The sequence below is a fragment of the Bradyrhizobium erythrophlei genome (assembly GCF_900142985.1).
Classification (GTDB): domain Bacteria; phylum Pseudomonadota; class Alphaproteobacteria; order Rhizobiales; family Xanthobacteraceae; genus Bradyrhizobium; species Bradyrhizobium erythrophlei_B.
Window position 1 is genome coordinate 4,323,342 of sequence record NZ_LT670849.1, and the last position, 14,577, is coordinate 4,337,918.

A 14,577-nucleotide genomic window follows, 5' to 3' on the forward strand; every position below is an offset into this window, starting at 1 on the left:
CGAAATTCGGGGAACAACGGAACGCCGATTGCAGCATCGTGTTTTCTCTTCACCTTTGGGCTTAAGGAGGAGACACACATGTTCGCAAAAGCTTTCACGGCGGCGTTGGCCAGCACGGCGCTACTCGCCACCATCGCATCGGCGCAAACCCCGACCCCGACCACCGACCGCGCAGATACGGCTGCGAGCTCGAGCACATCGGGTTCGACGACACTGTCAAGCTCGCAGTTGCAGGGCGACTGGCGCGCCTCGAAGGTCGTGGGGCTGAGCGTCTACAACGAAAACAACGAGAAGCTCGGTTCGATCAATGACCTCTTGATGGACAAGGGCGGGAACATCAAGGCGGTGGTGCTTGGCGTCGGCGGCTTCCTCGGCATGGGCGAACACCTCGTTGCTGTTCCGCTGGAGAAAGTGAAGTTCTCCAGTGAAGCCATCGCCTATACCGGCACGGCCAGCACCGGCACGCCGGGCGCGGGTGGCGGCAGCATGGCCAATCGCCCGGCCAATCCGACCACGATGCCTCCGACCACGACGGGTTCGGCCGGCACCGCGAGCGCGACCAAGTCCAATCCCTGGTATCCCGACCACGCGGTGTTCAACGCGAACAAGGACGAACTGAAGTCGATGCCCGAGTTCAAGTACGCGCAGTAAGGCTGAATTCGGCATCCATAAGCAGCGGCAGTGAAGAGCGCGCCCGGTTTTGCCGGGCGCGTTTTTGCAGTGCGGTAGATTGATCATTCCGTCGTGCGGCAAATCTAGGCTCGGCCGTCATGCGCTCCGTTGCTTTTTGTTGCAGATAGATCACTTCCGGCAGCAAAAACGCCTTGGAACCGGGCAAATGCATAATGTATTCGTCGCCTTTGGAGGCACTGGCGCTATGCTAGCGGCAAGTTCACTTTTTTGAATGAGTCGTTTGGGGGGAGTGCCATGAAGAGAATCGCATTGCTGCTTTCCGCGCTGGCCTTCGGAACCAGCACGGCCATCGCCGCGGATTTGCCGGTCAAAGCGCCGCCACCACCGATCATTCCGGAATTCAACTGGACCGGCGTTTACGTCGGCGCCAACTTCGGCGGCATGTGGACGTCCCAGAGCGCCGTCTGGCCCAACATCGGCGCGACCCGCTTCGACCACAACGGGTCGTTCGGCGTTGGCGGCTTGAATGGCGGGGCTCAATATCAGTTCAGCAACAACTGGGTGCTCGGCGTAGACTTCTCGTGGTTCTCCGGCTTCGACGACACGCAGGTTGCCGGCTCGCCGGCTACCGGTTGTGCCAATCCTTTCTTGCTCAGCTGCGCCGCAGGCCTTCAGAGTGTTGTCACCGTGGGTCCGCGGGTAGGCTACGCGTGGCGGGACGTCTTCTTCTATGGCCAGGGCGGCTACGCAAGTGGAGAAATCAATACGAGTTCTTTCGTCAGGGTTGGTCCAGCGCTCCTTCAGTTTGACAACTTTAGCAAGCGCCATGACGGGTGGTTCGCAGGCGCCGGCGTCGACTGGGCTGTCTGGAAGGGCAGGCAGACCGCGATCGTCATCGGTCTGGACTACAAGCATGTCGACCTTGGCACGACCACGATGATCAGCCCGGGAGATGGTGTTGCCTTCTGCTCCGTCGACTGTCGCTCCATCAAGACCAGTGCGGACGTCGTTCAGGCGCGCTTCTCGCTGAAGTTCGATCCGATCACCCCGCTTACGCCGGTGGTGGCGAAGTACTGACCGCACACGGTCGTTCAGACATCGAGGGCCCTGACTTCGGTCAGGGCCCTTTTTGCTGAAGCGACTTTGCGCCTTTCAGCGTCGATGTCCCCCTGTTAGTCTTGGCCTACGGCAGAGGCATCTGCCTCCTGCCAAGACCGAACGGGAGGACGACATGACCGAGAGCGTCTACAAAGTCATTGAACTGATCGGTACCAGCAAGGAATCATGGGAGAAGGCGGCCGCGGCCGCCGTCGACAGGGCCGGCAAAACATTGCGAGATCTTCGCGTCGCCGAAGTCGTCAAGCTCGACCTGCAACTCGATGCCAAAGGCAAGGTTGAAGCCTATCGCGCCAAGCTCAACGTCTCCTTCAAATTCGAGGACTGACTAGAGCATTTGAGCTCGAGTGTCAGAATGAAGAAAACGCGTCCGGTTTTGCCGGGCGCGTTTTTTGTTTGGTCGTCATTGCGAGCGAAGCGAAGCAATCCAGTCATGACCGCGGATAAGGATTCTGGATTGCTTCGTCGCCTGCGCTCCTCGCAATGACGGTGCGAACAAACCTCAGTTCGTCTTCACCAGCGGGCAATTGCCCTTGTCGAGCGGACGGAAGGCTTCGTCGCCCGGCACCGTGGCGAGCAGCTTGTACAGATCCCACTCGCCCTTCGATTCCTCGGGCTTCTTGACCTCGAACAGATACATGTCGTGGACCATGCGGCCGTCGATGCGGATCTTGCCACCGTGAGCGAAGAAATCGTTGACCGGGGTAGCGCGCATCTGCGCCATCACCTTTTGCGAGTCGTCGGTGCCGATCGCCTCGATGGCGTTCAGGTAATGCATGGTCGCCGAATAGAGGCCGGCCTGGATCATGGTCGGCATGTGGCCGACCTTGTCGTTGAAGCGCTTGGAGAAGGCGCGCGTCTCGTCATCGCGATCCCAGTAGAAGGCGTCGGTGACGATCAGCCCCTGCGTCGCCTTGATACCGAGCGAATGTACGTCGGTGATTTCGGTGAGCAGCGCGATCATCTTCTGCCCGCCCTGCGTGATGCCGAACTCGGCTGCCTGCTTCAACGCGTTCTGGCTGTCGCCGCCGGCGTTGGCCAGACCGATCACCTTGGCCTTCGAGGATTGAGCTTGCAGCAGGAAGGAGGAGAAATCCGAATTGTTGAGCGGATGACGCACGTCGCCGAGCACCTTGCCGCCGTTCTCCTTCACGACATTGGCAGCATCGCGTTCGAGTGCCATGCCGAAGGCATAGTCCGCGGTGACGAAGAACCATGTGTCCTCGCCGCGCTTGACCATCGCCTTGCCGGCGACGTTGGAGAGCGAATAGGTGTCGTAGGTCCAGTGCACCGTGTTGGGCGAGCACGCAACGCCGGTGAGGTCGGACGTGCCGCCGCCAGAGTTGATATGGATCTTGTTCTTCTCGCGGGTCAGCGCCGAAATCGGCAGCGCGACGGAGGAGGTGGGCACGTCGAAGATCGCGTCGACCTTCTCGTTGTCGTACCAGCTGCGGGCGATGGACAAGGCGATGTCGGGCTTGTTCTGGTGGTCGGCCGAAATCATTTCGACCTTCAGCTTGCCCTTGTAATCGTCGATCGCCATCTGCACGGCGGCGACCGACCCCTTGCCGGTGGCGTCCGCATAAAGGCTCGACATGTCGGTCAGGACGCCGATCTTGACGACGTCGTCGGAGATCTGTGCGCTCGCGGCCCCACCGGACACAGCGAGTGCAAGTCCGGCCATGAGCGTGGCTGCAAATGATTTCATAATCCCTCCCTGGATATTGCTGTTGTTTTATTACCGCTTTTGTACCCGGCTTCGCGTGCGTCCGCCAAGCCTGAAAAGATGTCAGCCGGGAGCGGTACAGGAAGGAGGACTCGTTAACCCTCATGGTGAGGAGGCGGGTGCCCGAGCAGACCGAGCGCTGGCGAGGTCGTTAGCGAACGGCACGAAAGACGATACGCCGTCGCTGGACGATGCTCCGCATCGCCAGGAGAACAATGAGGCCCGGCCGGTGGCCTCATCCGACGCATCGCTTTTGCGATGCTCCTCAGGATGAGGAAAAGCAGCTTGCCTCAAAACCCGGGCAGCGCCGCGACCGTCACGTTGATGGTGCCGGAGACCTCCGCGATCAGCCGCAGCGTGTTGGAATCGTAGGCGATGTCGGACAAAGCGAGGTTGGCGATATCGGTCGTCACCCGCGCGCCGTTGTCGCTTCTTTGCAGGTCCGAGACCGCGCTTGCGATCATCTTTTGCGCATCGCCCAGGAACGGCTTGAGGTCCACGGTGGTCTTCTCGGCCAGCACCTTCTGAAGATGCGGCATAACGGCGCGTGCCGCCGCGCCGAGCAGCCCGAAGGCGGCCTCGGACTCCACCGCCATCTCCACACTGGTGAGCCTAAGGATCTGGCTCTTCTGATCGAGCGTCGGCTTGCCCCAGATGTAGACGGTGGCCTCGCCGCCGAACGACAGGAAGCTCGCCTTCTCCTTGGCGTTGATCAGAAGCGAAATCAGAAGCCGGTCGCCGGAAGCCGCCACCTGCACATGCTTGACGGTTACATCGGTCGAACTCGATCCGTCCTCGGGAAAGTGGCGTCCGATCAGTTGCGCTTCCACCAGCTTGTCGACGTCGGCAAAGGGAATGTCGATGGGGATGCCGATGCTGACGGTCGGCTGCGTCGGCGGCACGATCGAAAGTTTTTCCGGGAACGGACACATCGGCGTGGTTTCTTTCGGCGTGATGCGGGTTTCCGCCTCGATGCCGAGGGTCATCATGATCGTGGTGGCGCTGACACTGGGCTGCACCGCGACTGCCCGCGTCGGCCGTAACTCCAGCCACAGCGGCGGCGCCGAAGCATTGCCGGCCGTGAGCGGAATCGAACGGCAGGCCTTGCTCCACTGGATGCGCGCATTGCGTTCGAACGAAGGATCGTTGCGAATCCGGTTGCCTGCGGCCTCGACCTGGTCGGCGACATTCTTGTCGATCACCGGCTTGATCTGCGCCGGCACGTTGACGCGGGCGCCGGCGACCGCGAGGCTGGTGTCGCCGAGATTCACCTGGCCGCTCAGATTGGGTTCGATCCGCCAGGTAGCCGAGAACTTCGGTCGCGAACTGACGGTCACGTTGCCCTTGATCTCGGCGGACGCATTGACGCCCTTGATGTTGATGCTGCTGATCTGCTTGGCGACGTTGCCGCCGAGCAGCCCGCCGATGGCATCTCCGACCGCGCCGGTGGTCTTGGCGGCCAGCGAACCCGTGACGTTCAGCTTTCCGCTCAGGCCGGTGGTGAGGGACAGGGCGTCCTGTCCGCCGGAAACCCCGATCGGCCCGCGCGAGGCGGTCCAGCCGATGTCGGCGTTTTGCAGCACCTGCGACACCGGATTATCCGCCTTGCCGGAAAAATTGCGCGGCGTGCCGCGATCCGCCGCGGCCTGGATCGCGGTGATGGGAATGGCGATCTGGGCCATGATGACGGAGCTGCGGGGGGCGGACGGCAGTGGTGGGAGTTCGGCCACGGCCGGGCGGAAGGCCGAGCCACGCGGAGAAAGCCAGTCCATCGCCAGCAAACTGGCGACAAACGAGATCGCGAGCACTGCGGCCCCGATCAGAATGACCTTCAAACGCATCGTCCCCCCGGACTGATTCAATAAGACTCTATAGGGCCGGGGTGGGGGGCGGCTACCCCGCTTGCCGGTAATTCGATAGGCCCAAGATATGCTCGAAGGCTCCGGCTGCAATATGGTCGGATTGTTTCTGTTAGGAAAAGCAGGGCCTTACAAAAGCAGGAAAGGTGCGGGGGGACGCCGCGCCTTTCTTTATGTGGGACCTTGGGGGAGGTCCCTGGGGGAAACTAGGAAACTAGAAGCGTTAGCTTCGCTGGGCCGGCGCGTTATCGGCGCGGCGTTCCATCGGCATCACGATCACCCGGGTGCCGACGTTCACGCGTGAGTAGAGATCGGTGACATCCTGGTTGGTGAGGCGAATGCAACCGGAAGAAACGTGGGTGCCGATGGTTGAAGGCTGATTGGTGCCGTGAATGCGATAGACCGTGCCGCCGAGATACATCGCGCGTGCGCCGAGCGGATTGCCGGGGCCGCCGGCCATATGACGCGGTAGATAAGGTTGACGCGCGATCATCTCCGGCGGCGGAGTCCAGTCCGGCCACTCGGCCTTCTTCGTGACCGTCTGCACGCCCGACCAGGTGAAACCATCGCGGCCGACGCCGATGCCGTAGCGGATCGCCTGTCCGCCTCCGAGCACATAATAGAGATAAGTGTTGGGATTATCGATGATGATCGTGCCCGCCGGCTCGCGCGTCGGATAGTTGACGGTCTGACGTTTGAAGCGCGCCGGCAGTTCGAACGGCGCATCGCCCTCGTCGGACGGGGCGGGCTGAACGGCCCGCGGTTGTTCGAGCGCCGGGAAAGGAAACAGCGGCAAGGGTGCGGCGGTAGCCGAGCCGGTCAACGCCATCGCGCCAGCGATCAGTGTCACGCTCGCCAAAGCGCGGCGCGAATACGAAACGAGATTACGAGATCCGAACATCTACCGCCCCCTGTTGTTAGCGTTGCGCGACCGTTTGGGCCACGTCGTTGGGAACGATCCTTAACCGCAAACCGTTTCCGGACATTTTCGCCGATTAGCGAAAATGTCTTCACCGCCTTCATGAATCGTTTCATCTCAGTGTCATGAAGCGGCGGGAAGGGCCCCGCAAACAACCATTAACCCCGGAAAGTGGTCGCCATGCGAAAATCGGGGTCGTTAACCTCTATGACGTCACACGCTTGAAATATCTCTGACGCAACGTCGCGCCGAAAAGAATCAGCAGGGCTGAATCGGCGATGCGAATCTTGATAGCGACAGACGCCTGGCATCCGCAGGTCAACGGCGTGGTGCGCACATTGACCTCGCTCCAGCGAGCCGCAGGCCCGCTCGGCGCGGAGATTCAATTTCTGACCCCTGAGGGTTTTCCCTCGATGGAATTGCCGACCTATCCGGGCTTGCGCGTCGCGTGGACGAACCGGCGCGAGATTGCAGCTAGAATCGAAGCCGCGAACCCTGAAGCGATCCACGTCGCGACCGAAGGTCCGGTCGGCTGGGCAGTGCGCGCCTATTGCCGCCGGCACGGGCTTGCGTTCACGACGTCCTATACGACGCGCTTTCCGGAATATATCGCGGTCCGCTCAATTATTCCGGCCGCGGTCAGCTACGCGGTGTTGCGCCATTTCCACAATTCGGCGGCGACCACGATGGTCGCGGTGCCGTCCCTTTATAACGAACTCGCCGGGCGTGGCTTCCGCAAGCTCGGCTTCTGGGGTCGCGGCGTCGATACGAAGTTGTTCAACCCGGATCATCCGGCGCTGCTCGACCTGCCGCGCCCGATCTTCATGACCATGGGACGCGTCGCGGTCGAAAAGAACATCGAGGCGTTCCTGTCGCTCGACTTGCCCGGCACGAAGGTCGTGGTCGGCGACGGGCCGCAGCGGGCCGAGCTCGCGCAAAAATATCCCGATGTGAAATTTTTGGGGGAAAAGAAGGGCGCGGACCTAACCGCGCATCTCGCCGCCGCGGATGTTTTCGTCTTCCCCAGTCTCACCGACACCTTTGGCGTCGTGCAACTCGAGGCGCTGGCCTGCGGCACGCCGGTCGCGGCGTTTCCGGTCACCGGCCCGATCGACGTGATCGCAGATCATCCGATCGGCGCGCTCGATAACGACCTGCGCGCGGCGTGCCTGCGTGCGCTTAACCAATCGCGTGAAACCTGCCGGCAATTTGCGCTGGAGCGGTCCTGGGAAAACAGCGCGCGTCAGTTCATCGGTAACCTGAGTGCCTTGCAACCGAGCCGGTCGCCACGTCAGGTGCCGATCGTGGCGGAAAGTCATGCAGTGGGTGGCTAAGAGTCAACGTCAGGACCACACATCAGACGCCGGATCGGGCTACGCCGGATCGGCGCTTTACGAAGGAAACGAGAAAACGACGATGGCAGAGAGCATCAAGCTGGACGGCACTGAACTCGACTTCGACCGCGAAATGGTCGAACAGGCCTATGACCGCTGGGCCCCGGTTTACGACCTCGTGTTCGGAGGCGTGTTCTCCAAGGGTCGCGACGCCGCGATCCAGGCCACCAACAAGATCGGCGGCCGCGTGCTGGAAGTCGGTGTCGGCACCGGCATTTCATTGCCGCTCTATTCGCCAAACTTGCGGATTTTCGGCACCGACATTTCGGAAGCCATGCTCAACAAGGCGCGCAAGCGCGTCGCCGAGCAGAAGTTGAAGAATGTCGAGGGGCTTGCGGTGATGGATGCCGAGAAGCTCGAATTCGAAGACGACAGCTTCGACGTCGTGATGGCGCAATATGTCGTCACGGCTGTACCGAATCCGGAAGTGGCGCTCGACGAATTTGCCCGTGTGCTGCGGCCCGGCGGCGAACTGATCATCCTCACCCGCGTCAGCGCCGATCAGGGTATGCGCCGGTTCATCGAGCAGGGGTTGCAGCCGGTGGTTCGCCACCTCGGTTTCCGTACGGCCGAGTTCGCGTGGTCGCGCTACACCAACTGGCTGTCAGGCGCCAAGAAGGTGGAGCTGGTGGAGCGCCGCCTGATCCCGCCGTTCGGCCATTTCTCGCTGGTCCGTATCCGGAAGATTGCGGCATCGGCCTAAGGCCTTGCTCGCGCACCTGAGTTTTATGACAGCGTCACTGCAAAGAGTTTTGTGACATTATGATGATGTCACACACCAGACATCGAAATCCTGTAAAGTTCCTTCGAATCACCTTTTGGGGAAGACCATGATCAAGAATTTCCGGGAGCAGCTGCGGATCCAGCGCTGGGATGACCATCGCTTCTATCACCACAGCCGGATCAATCAGAGCCTGCACTTCGTCAGCGCCGTGAGCTTCCTCATCGGCTACGTGATGATGTTCTTCGATCCCTTGATGTCGGCGCTGATCGGCTGGCTGGTCTCGATGACCTCGCGCCAGGCCGGACACTTCTTCTTCGAGCCGCGCGACTACGACCATCTCAACCACGCGACCCACGAGCACAAGGAAGAGATCAAGGTCGGCTATAACCTGCGCCGCAAGATCGTTCTGATGACGATCTGGGCCTTGTCGCCGGTCGTGCTCTATGTCGATCCGACGCTGTTCGGCCTAGTCACGCCCTGGGCTTCGCCGGCCGACTTCATGCGTCAGGTCGCCAAAGTGTGGCTCGTGGTGGGTCTCGGCGGTTTGCTGTTCCGCGGTGTGCAGCTCTTCTTCATCCGCGACGTCGAAACCGGCCTCGTCTGGATGACCAAGATCCTCACCGACCCCTTCAACGACTTCAAGCTCTACTGCAAGGCGCCGCTCGCGCTGCTGCGTGGCGAACTGATCGATCCGGGCCTCGATATCATCGAGCACAACGAGCTCGTCGAAAAGCACGCCTGAGATCTGAAACGTTGCGTCGTTACGAATCTTCGAATGCCCGGTCTTGCGCCGGGCATTTGCGTTTTTCAATGCGACGTCATTCCGGGGCGCGAGTGAAACGAGCGAACCCGGAATCCATCTGTCGATGCGGCGCGTGGCGAAATGGATTCCGGGTCTGGTCCTTCGGACCATCCCGGAATGACGGCGTGACGATCAAGTCGGGGCGGAAAGGTACGACGAGCCTAGACTCAGCGCCGAAACTTGCTTGCCAGCATCTCTTTGAGGATCTGGCGGCGGATTGCCTTGTTGGTGAGCGTGGGCAGATGCCACCACCAGCCGTCGCGCTTCATCTTTTGCGCGGCCGCGACAAAGCGGCTCTCGACTTCCGCGAAATCGGCGTCGGTGAAGTTCAGGCTGAAGATGAAGCGTCCAGTGCCGACCCAGCTCAGGTGCAGCCCTTCGGCGCGCAGATAATACTGGAGCATCCAGTTGTAGCGGGACGGTTCGGTGTATTGCACCGTCCAGACCGAGGAGAAGTTGGCGACGCGAACGGGAAGGTCTTCCTTCTCGAGCCGGGTGTTGAGCGCCTCGGCGCGACCGTTCCAGGTCTCGTCCAGCCGGTCATAGATGCTGCGGAAGTTCGGGCTCGCCAGGCGCGACAGGAACTCGTCCATCGCGGTCATCACGTAGGGATGTGCATTGAAGGTGCCGCGGGCAAAGCAGACGTCAGCCGGGCGATCGTCGCGGAAGCGGCGCATCAGCTCCTTCTTGCCGCAGACGACGCCGATGGGCAGGCCGCCAGCGAGGCTCTTGCCGTAGGTCACCATGTCGGCGTGGACGCCGAAATATTCCTGGGCACCGCCGGCCGCGATCCGGAAGCCGAGAAACACCTCGTCGAAGATCAGCACGATGCCGCGTTCGGTGCAGACCTCGCGCAGTTGCTTCAGCCAGGCGGTGTAGGCCTCGCGGTCGAAGCGTGCGTTGCGCGAGGAATCGACCAGCGCGGAATCGCCGGGCGCGTTGACGTTCGGATGCAGCGCCTGCAACGGATTGACCAGCACGCAGGCGATGTCGCGGCGGGTACGCAGCACATGCAGCGTCTTCTCCGACATGTCGGCGAGCGTGTAGGTCTCGTGCGCGGCGATCGGATTGCCGACGCCGGGCTGCACGTCGCCCCACCAGCCGTGATAGGCGCCGGCGAAGCGAACCAGATGCGTGCGCTTGGTGTGGTAACGCGCCAACCGCACCGCCTGCATCACGGCCTCGGTGCCGGACATGTGGAACGAGACTTCGTCCTGGCCGGAAAGCTCGCAGATGCGCTTGACGTTGTCGGCGACGACGGGATGGTAGCTGCCGAGCACGGGGCCGAGTTTTTCGGCACGCTTCTCGCCCTCAGTGATGCACTCCTTATAGAAGTCGTTGCCGAAGATGTTGACGCCGTAGGAGCCGGTGAGGTCGTAGAACACGTTGCCGTCGACGTCGGTCACGGTGACGCCGGAGGAAGACTCCATGAAGGCCGAGGTGCCAAGATTTTTCTGTACCAGGCTGGAGAACTGGAACGGCACGCGGTAGGCGCGAGTGAATTGCAGGTCGGAGATGTGCGTGACGGCTTCCGCCGTCATCTGCCGCCCCTTGGCGTAACGCTCGGCGTAAAGCCTGGCGAGCGCAAAGAAGGCGTCCTTGCGCTGGCTGGCGATTTCAGCCGGCGCGCCGTCGGCGCTGAAGTACTGGTCGCCGGAGAATTCGTAGAACGGCAACAGCTTCGCCACGCGCCGGGACATCTTCGAATGTCCGCTCAGCGAGCGGTGCTTGGCCCGCGACAATTCGAGGCGTGCCTTGACCTTGGGGAAAGCAGCGGCGGCGCCGGCCACGGCTGCGGCGGATAGAGAGAGAATCGGGAGAGACGAATCCATGCCAGAAGCGCTAGCCGGTCGATCTGACAGATTCATGACAGTGAAGGGCCTGATCACAGCCCTGACCGAGCAGGAAAACCTTAATTTCCTGCTGACCAACCGTATTCCGCGTGCCGCGATCACCCGTTTCATGGGCTGGTTCAGCAAGATCGAAAACCCTTATGTCTGCGCGGCCTCGATCGCGCTCTGGCGGCTGTTCTCCGACCTCGACCTCTCCGAGGCGAAAAAGACTGAATTCAAGAGCCTGCACGACTGCTTCACCCGCGAGTTGAAAGACGGCCTGCGGCCGTTCGATCCCGACCCGTCCGTCGTCACGAGCCCGAGCGATGCGATCATCGGCGCGCATGGCGCGATCGAGGACACCGAGCTGTTCCAGATCAAGGGCGCGAACTATTCATTGAAGGACCTGCTCGGCGACGACCGTCTGGTGGAAACCCACCGCAATGGCCGCTTCGTCACCTTGCGGCTGACCTCGAGCATGTATCACCGCTTCCACGCGCCGGCCGACTTCCGCATCGAACACGTCACCTTCATCTCGGGCGACGTCTGGAACGTCAACCCGATCGCGCTGAAGCGGGTCGAAAAACTGTTCTGCAAGAACGAACGCGCGGTGATCGAGACGCATCTCTCGTCCGGCGAGGCGCTGACGATTGTGCCGGTCGCCGCGATTCTGGTCGCAAGCCTGCGGCTGCACTGCATCGAGGCGACGCTGAACGCGCAGACGCGCGGGCCGACCACGTTTCCCTGCGATGCGCAGGTGCGGAAGGGCGACGAACTCGGCTGGTTCGAGCACGGCTCGACCATCATCGTGCTGACGCCGGATCGTTTTGAGTTTTGCGACAATGTGCGCGAGGGCGCGCGGATCAAGGCCGGACAGCCATTGTTGCGAAAGCCTTGAGGTTGCAAAAGCCACAGTGAGTTGTGGATTCTTCAGGCGGGATACGAAAATGAGAATCCATCGTCGATTTTGTGGAACTTCTGACGTATAAAAAACATGAGTCGATTGGACCCGGCTCGCTTCATGGATTGATTAAGGATTGAGAGATGGCGCGTACGCCTGTTCTGGCGGCGGGAGGTATTGTGTTGCGGCAGTCGAGGCCCCGGCTGATCGCGGTGGTGCGCTTACGTAAAGGTGAGTGGGTTTTGCCGAAGGGCAAGCTCGACGACGGCGAAACGCCGCGCGATGCCGCCGAGCGCGAGGTGCTGGAAGAGACCGGACACGACGTCTCGGTGCACGAATTCCTCGGCACGCTGGCCTATGACGCCGGCGGACGCCCCAAGATCGTTCACTATTGGCGGATGGAAACACAGGGCGGCCCGACGCGCGACCTCATGCGCGATGTGATCGCAGTCGACTGGTTGCCGCTGGAGGCCGCCGTCGAACGGTTGTCACGCGATCACGAGCGGGCATTCCTCGCCAATGTCGGACCGCTGGCGCTGGAAAGCGCGGCGCTCGCGCGTCGTTCGCGCGAGATGAAGGTAGCCCAGCCTGCCAAGCGCCCGCGCCGCCGTTCGGTAGCGAAGCCGACATCTGCGATTTCTCCGCCGGTTGCGCCGGTGGCCGATGAAGCGGCGATCGAACGGAACGGCGTTGAGCATGGCGTCATCGAGCGAAACGTCATCGAGCGGGACGTCATCCAGCATGAGGCTTTATTGCCTGACGACGACGCGATCGATGCCTTCGCCTCGCTGCTGACGCGGGAGATCGCTCCGTCATCCGCGGAAGCGGAACGTTTCGATGCCGGCTCTTCCCGGGCGATCGGTGCTGAGGCGATTGTCGCTCGGGATAATGCGACGAGCGAGGCGCCGCATGGCTCGCGCGTCAACGTGATGCAGCGCGTGCGCGGCTGGTTGCGGCGGGCGGTGTAGGTGGGGGCTGTGCGTTGCGCGGATCGGCCTCATGGTTCGAGACGCGCTTGCGCGCTCCTGACCATGAGGGTCGTTCTTGACCGCTTGCTCAGGCCTCATCCTGAGGAGCCGCGTGAGCGGCGTCTCGAAGGATGATTCTTTACCGCTTTCTTTCCCTCGGCGGCTTTTTCGGCGGCGGCGGACGCTTTGGCGGCGCGGCTGCCCGGTTCGGCGCTCCGCCTGGATGGAGGGCGGGCGCGTTCACCGGCCGCTGCGCGCCGGGCGGCTGTTGCGGCTGACCCTGTTGGGTGCTGCGGTTTGGCGCCGCCGGTTGTCCGCTCGGCGCTCCACCTTGCCCGGGCTGCCGGTTCTCACCGGCGCGGTTCGGCGCACCCGTTTGTCCCGTTTGTCCCGGCGGACCGTGTTGGCCGGTGCGGTTGGGCGAAGCCGGTTGCTGCGGGCCGCCGGGCCGCTGTTGCAGGTTGTTCTGCCGCTGACCCGGTTGGCCCTGACCCGGCTGACGCTGGTTCGGCCGGCCTTGACCAGGTTGACTTGGCGCGTTGCGCTGGTTGTTGCGGTTCAGGTTCGGATTGGCGCGGCGTAACGCGCGTTGTTCGGTCACCACCTGCCGTCCCACGGCTTGCGCGGCATGGACCTGACGCACGACGCCCTGGTCGCGCGCCGCCTGTTGCGGCGAGATCCGAAGCGGCGCCGCCGTGAAGCGTCCGCCGGCGCCGGCACGGACCGTAAAGCCGCTGGCGCCCTGGTTGAGCGTGCCGAGCCGCGCGCCGCTCGAGCGATCGGCGACGTCGATGGTGCCGACATGGCCGTCCGGATCGGGATAGAGCTTGATGTTGTGAGCGCCGCTGCCGGCGCCGTCCACTTCGACGAGCCCGGTGGTGCCGCGGATGCCGAGCGTCGCGGTCGGCGTCGTGATCTCCATGTTGCCGGTCTTGGCGACGGCGGAAGCGACAAACGCAACCGTGCCCTTGGTGACGTCGAACAGCGCCGAGTTCTGCTTGCCGCCGTCCTCATAGATGAAGTCGTCGATCTTGATCGAGGCTTTGGCCGTGAGGTTGAAGGTGGTCTCGTCGTTGAAGGTGATGCCGAGGGTGGAATCGGCAAACGTCGTCACGACGTCGTTGAGATAGATGTCGTCCTTGAGCTTGAGCGGCAGCGTATTCTGGTTGCGGACGACGCTGGCGCTGCCGGTCAGCGTTGCGACATTGCCGATCGGCTCGTCGGACGCCGCGCCCTGCGCCGGAGGCGTCGTGGCAGGTGCAGGCGCGGCCGCAGCGGGCGAGGTCGGGTTCGCTGCGGGCGCAGGAGCTGGAACAGGTGCGGGCGAGGGCGCAGCCGGCTGGGCCTGCGCGAGCTGCATCTCGCCTGAGTTCAGATGCATCGCCGGCACGGCGTCCTCAGTAGGCACTGCATAGGCGTGCGCTGCGCCCGGCAGCGTCAGGCTGAAAAGAAACGCGATCGCGCACGATCGCAAACCCTTCGATCTGTCAGAGCGCGGGCCGCTTGATAACAGGATCATCTCTGCCTTCGGATTGCCGGGGGACGCGCAGGGGAGAGGTTCACATCATAGGTTTGATACTTTTGCCGATCGGACCGATGGCGGCAAGAACGCAATCGGCGACGGCGGTTGCGATTGAGGGGGTCTTCGGCTGAACGCCGCATGAATGACCGGACCTACCCGGACACCACATTTCGAATTTGTC

At 62.4% G+C, this 14,577-nt stretch carries 14 protein-coding genes; 8 read left to right on the forward strand and 6 right to left on the reverse strand.

From position 1 onward, the window contains the following. Positions 1-78 precede the first annotated feature (78 nt). A complete protein-coding gene (locus tag BUA38_RS20235) occupies positions 79-651 on the forward strand; it encodes a PRC-barrel domain-containing protein (RefSeq protein WP_072820547.1) in 573 nt (190 codons plus the stop codon). Here the strand turns inward: BUA38_RS20235 and BUA38_RS36810 are convergent. Further along, the gene (locus BUA38_RS36810) at positions 635-844 is read right to left on the reverse strand and encodes a hypothetical protein (protein WP_156898592.1); all 210 of its coding nucleotides are present in this window, start codon (positions 842-844) and stop codon (positions 635-637) included. The two genes, BUA38_RS20235 and BUA38_RS36810, sit on opposite strands and share 17 nt — an antisense overlap. An 83-nt stretch (positions 845-927) precedes the next feature. On the opposite strand from BUA38_RS36810, the gene BUA38_RS20240 reads away from it, so the two are divergent. Beyond that, positions 928-1,710, forward strand: coding sequence for an outer membrane protein (locus tag BUA38_RS20240; RefSeq protein WP_072820548.1), 783 nt, complete (start codon positions 928-930; stop codon positions 1,708-1,710). A gap of 154 nt (positions 1,711-1,864) precedes the next feature. Further along, positions 1,865-2,077, forward strand: a complete 213-nt coding sequence (locus tag BUA38_RS20245; protein WP_072820551.1) for a dodecin family protein — start codon at positions 1,865-1,867, stop codon at positions 2,075-2,077. A gap of 174 nt (positions 2,078-2,251) precedes the next feature. On the opposite strand, the gene BUA38_RS20250 is transcribed toward BUA38_RS20245, so the two are convergent. The 3 genes from BUA38_RS20250 to BUA38_RS20260 all read right to left on the reverse strand — a co-directional run bounded on the left by BUA38_RS20250 (position 2,252) and on the right by BUA38_RS20260 (position 6,235). Further along, positions 2,252-3,457, reverse strand: coding sequence for an ABC transporter substrate-binding protein (locus BUA38_RS20250; protein ID WP_072820553.1), 1,206 nt, complete (start codon positions 3,455-3,457; stop codon positions 2,252-2,254). Positions 3,458-3,765: 308 nt separating this feature from the next. Continuing rightward, on the reverse strand, positions 3,766-5,316 hold the full coding sequence (locus tag BUA38_RS20255; RefSeq protein WP_072820555.1) for a DUF4403 family protein: 1,551 nt from the start codon (positions 5,314-5,316) through the stop codon (positions 3,766-3,768). Between the two features lie 241 nt (positions 5,317-5,557). Further along, entirely contained in the window at positions 5,558-6,235 is a 678-nt protein-coding gene (locus tag BUA38_RS20260) for a L,D-transpeptidase (protein ID WP_072820558.1), read from the reverse strand. 296 nt (positions 6,236-6,531) lie between these two features. Here BUA38_RS20260 and BUA38_RS20265 point away from each other — a divergent pair, with 296 nt between their 5' ends. The 3 genes from BUA38_RS20265 to BUA38_RS20275 all read left to right on the forward strand — a co-directional run bounded on the left by BUA38_RS20265 (position 6,532) and on the right by BUA38_RS20275 (position 9,113). After that, positions 6,532-7,587: a glycosyltransferase family 4 protein gene (locus tag BUA38_RS20265; protein ID WP_072820561.1), complete on the forward strand. Its 1,056-nt coding sequence runs from the start codon at positions 6,532-6,534 to the stop codon at positions 7,585-7,587. Positions 7,588-7,669: 82 nt separating this feature from the next. Further along, on the forward strand, positions 7,670-8,350 hold the full coding sequence (locus BUA38_RS20270; protein WP_072826272.1) for a class I SAM-dependent methyltransferase: 681 nt from the start codon (positions 7,670-7,672) through the stop codon (positions 8,348-8,350). Between the two features lie 127 nt (positions 8,351-8,477). Further along, complete coding sequence (locus BUA38_RS20275; RefSeq protein WP_072820564.1) at positions 8,478-9,113, forward strand: hypothetical protein; 636 nt, start codon at positions 8,478-8,480, stop codon at positions 9,111-9,113. A 227-nt stretch (positions 9,114-9,340) separates the two neighbouring features. On the opposite strand, the gene BUA38_RS20280 is transcribed toward BUA38_RS20275, so the two are convergent. Continuing rightward, complete coding sequence (locus BUA38_RS20280; protein WP_072820567.1) at positions 9,341-11,005, reverse strand: aminotransferase class III-fold pyridoxal phosphate-dependent enzyme; 1,665 nt, start codon at positions 11,003-11,005, stop codon at positions 9,341-9,343. Positions 11,006-11,039: 34 nt separating this feature from the next. On the opposite strand from BUA38_RS20280, the gene asd reads away from it, so the two are divergent. After that, the gene (asd, locus tag BUA38_RS20285) at positions 11,040-11,903 is read left to right on the forward strand and encodes an archaetidylserine decarboxylase (RefSeq protein ID WP_072820569.1); all 864 of its coding nucleotides are present in this window, start codon (positions 11,040-11,042) and stop codon (positions 11,901-11,903) included. 146 nt (positions 11,904-12,049) lie between these two features. After that, positions 12,050-12,874: an NUDIX hydrolase gene (locus BUA38_RS36235; RefSeq protein ID WP_083587663.1), complete on the forward strand. Its 825-nt coding sequence runs from the start codon at positions 12,050-12,052 to the stop codon at positions 12,872-12,874. 139 nt (positions 12,875-13,013) lie between these two features. Here the strand turns inward: BUA38_RS36235 and BUA38_RS20295 are convergent, their stop codons facing one another. Beyond that, positions 13,014-14,393: a FecR family protein gene (locus BUA38_RS20295; protein ID WP_072820572.1), complete on the reverse strand. Its 1,380-nt coding sequence runs from the start codon at positions 14,391-14,393 to the stop codon at positions 13,014-13,016. Between the last annotated feature and the right edge of the window lie 184 nt (positions 14,394-14,577).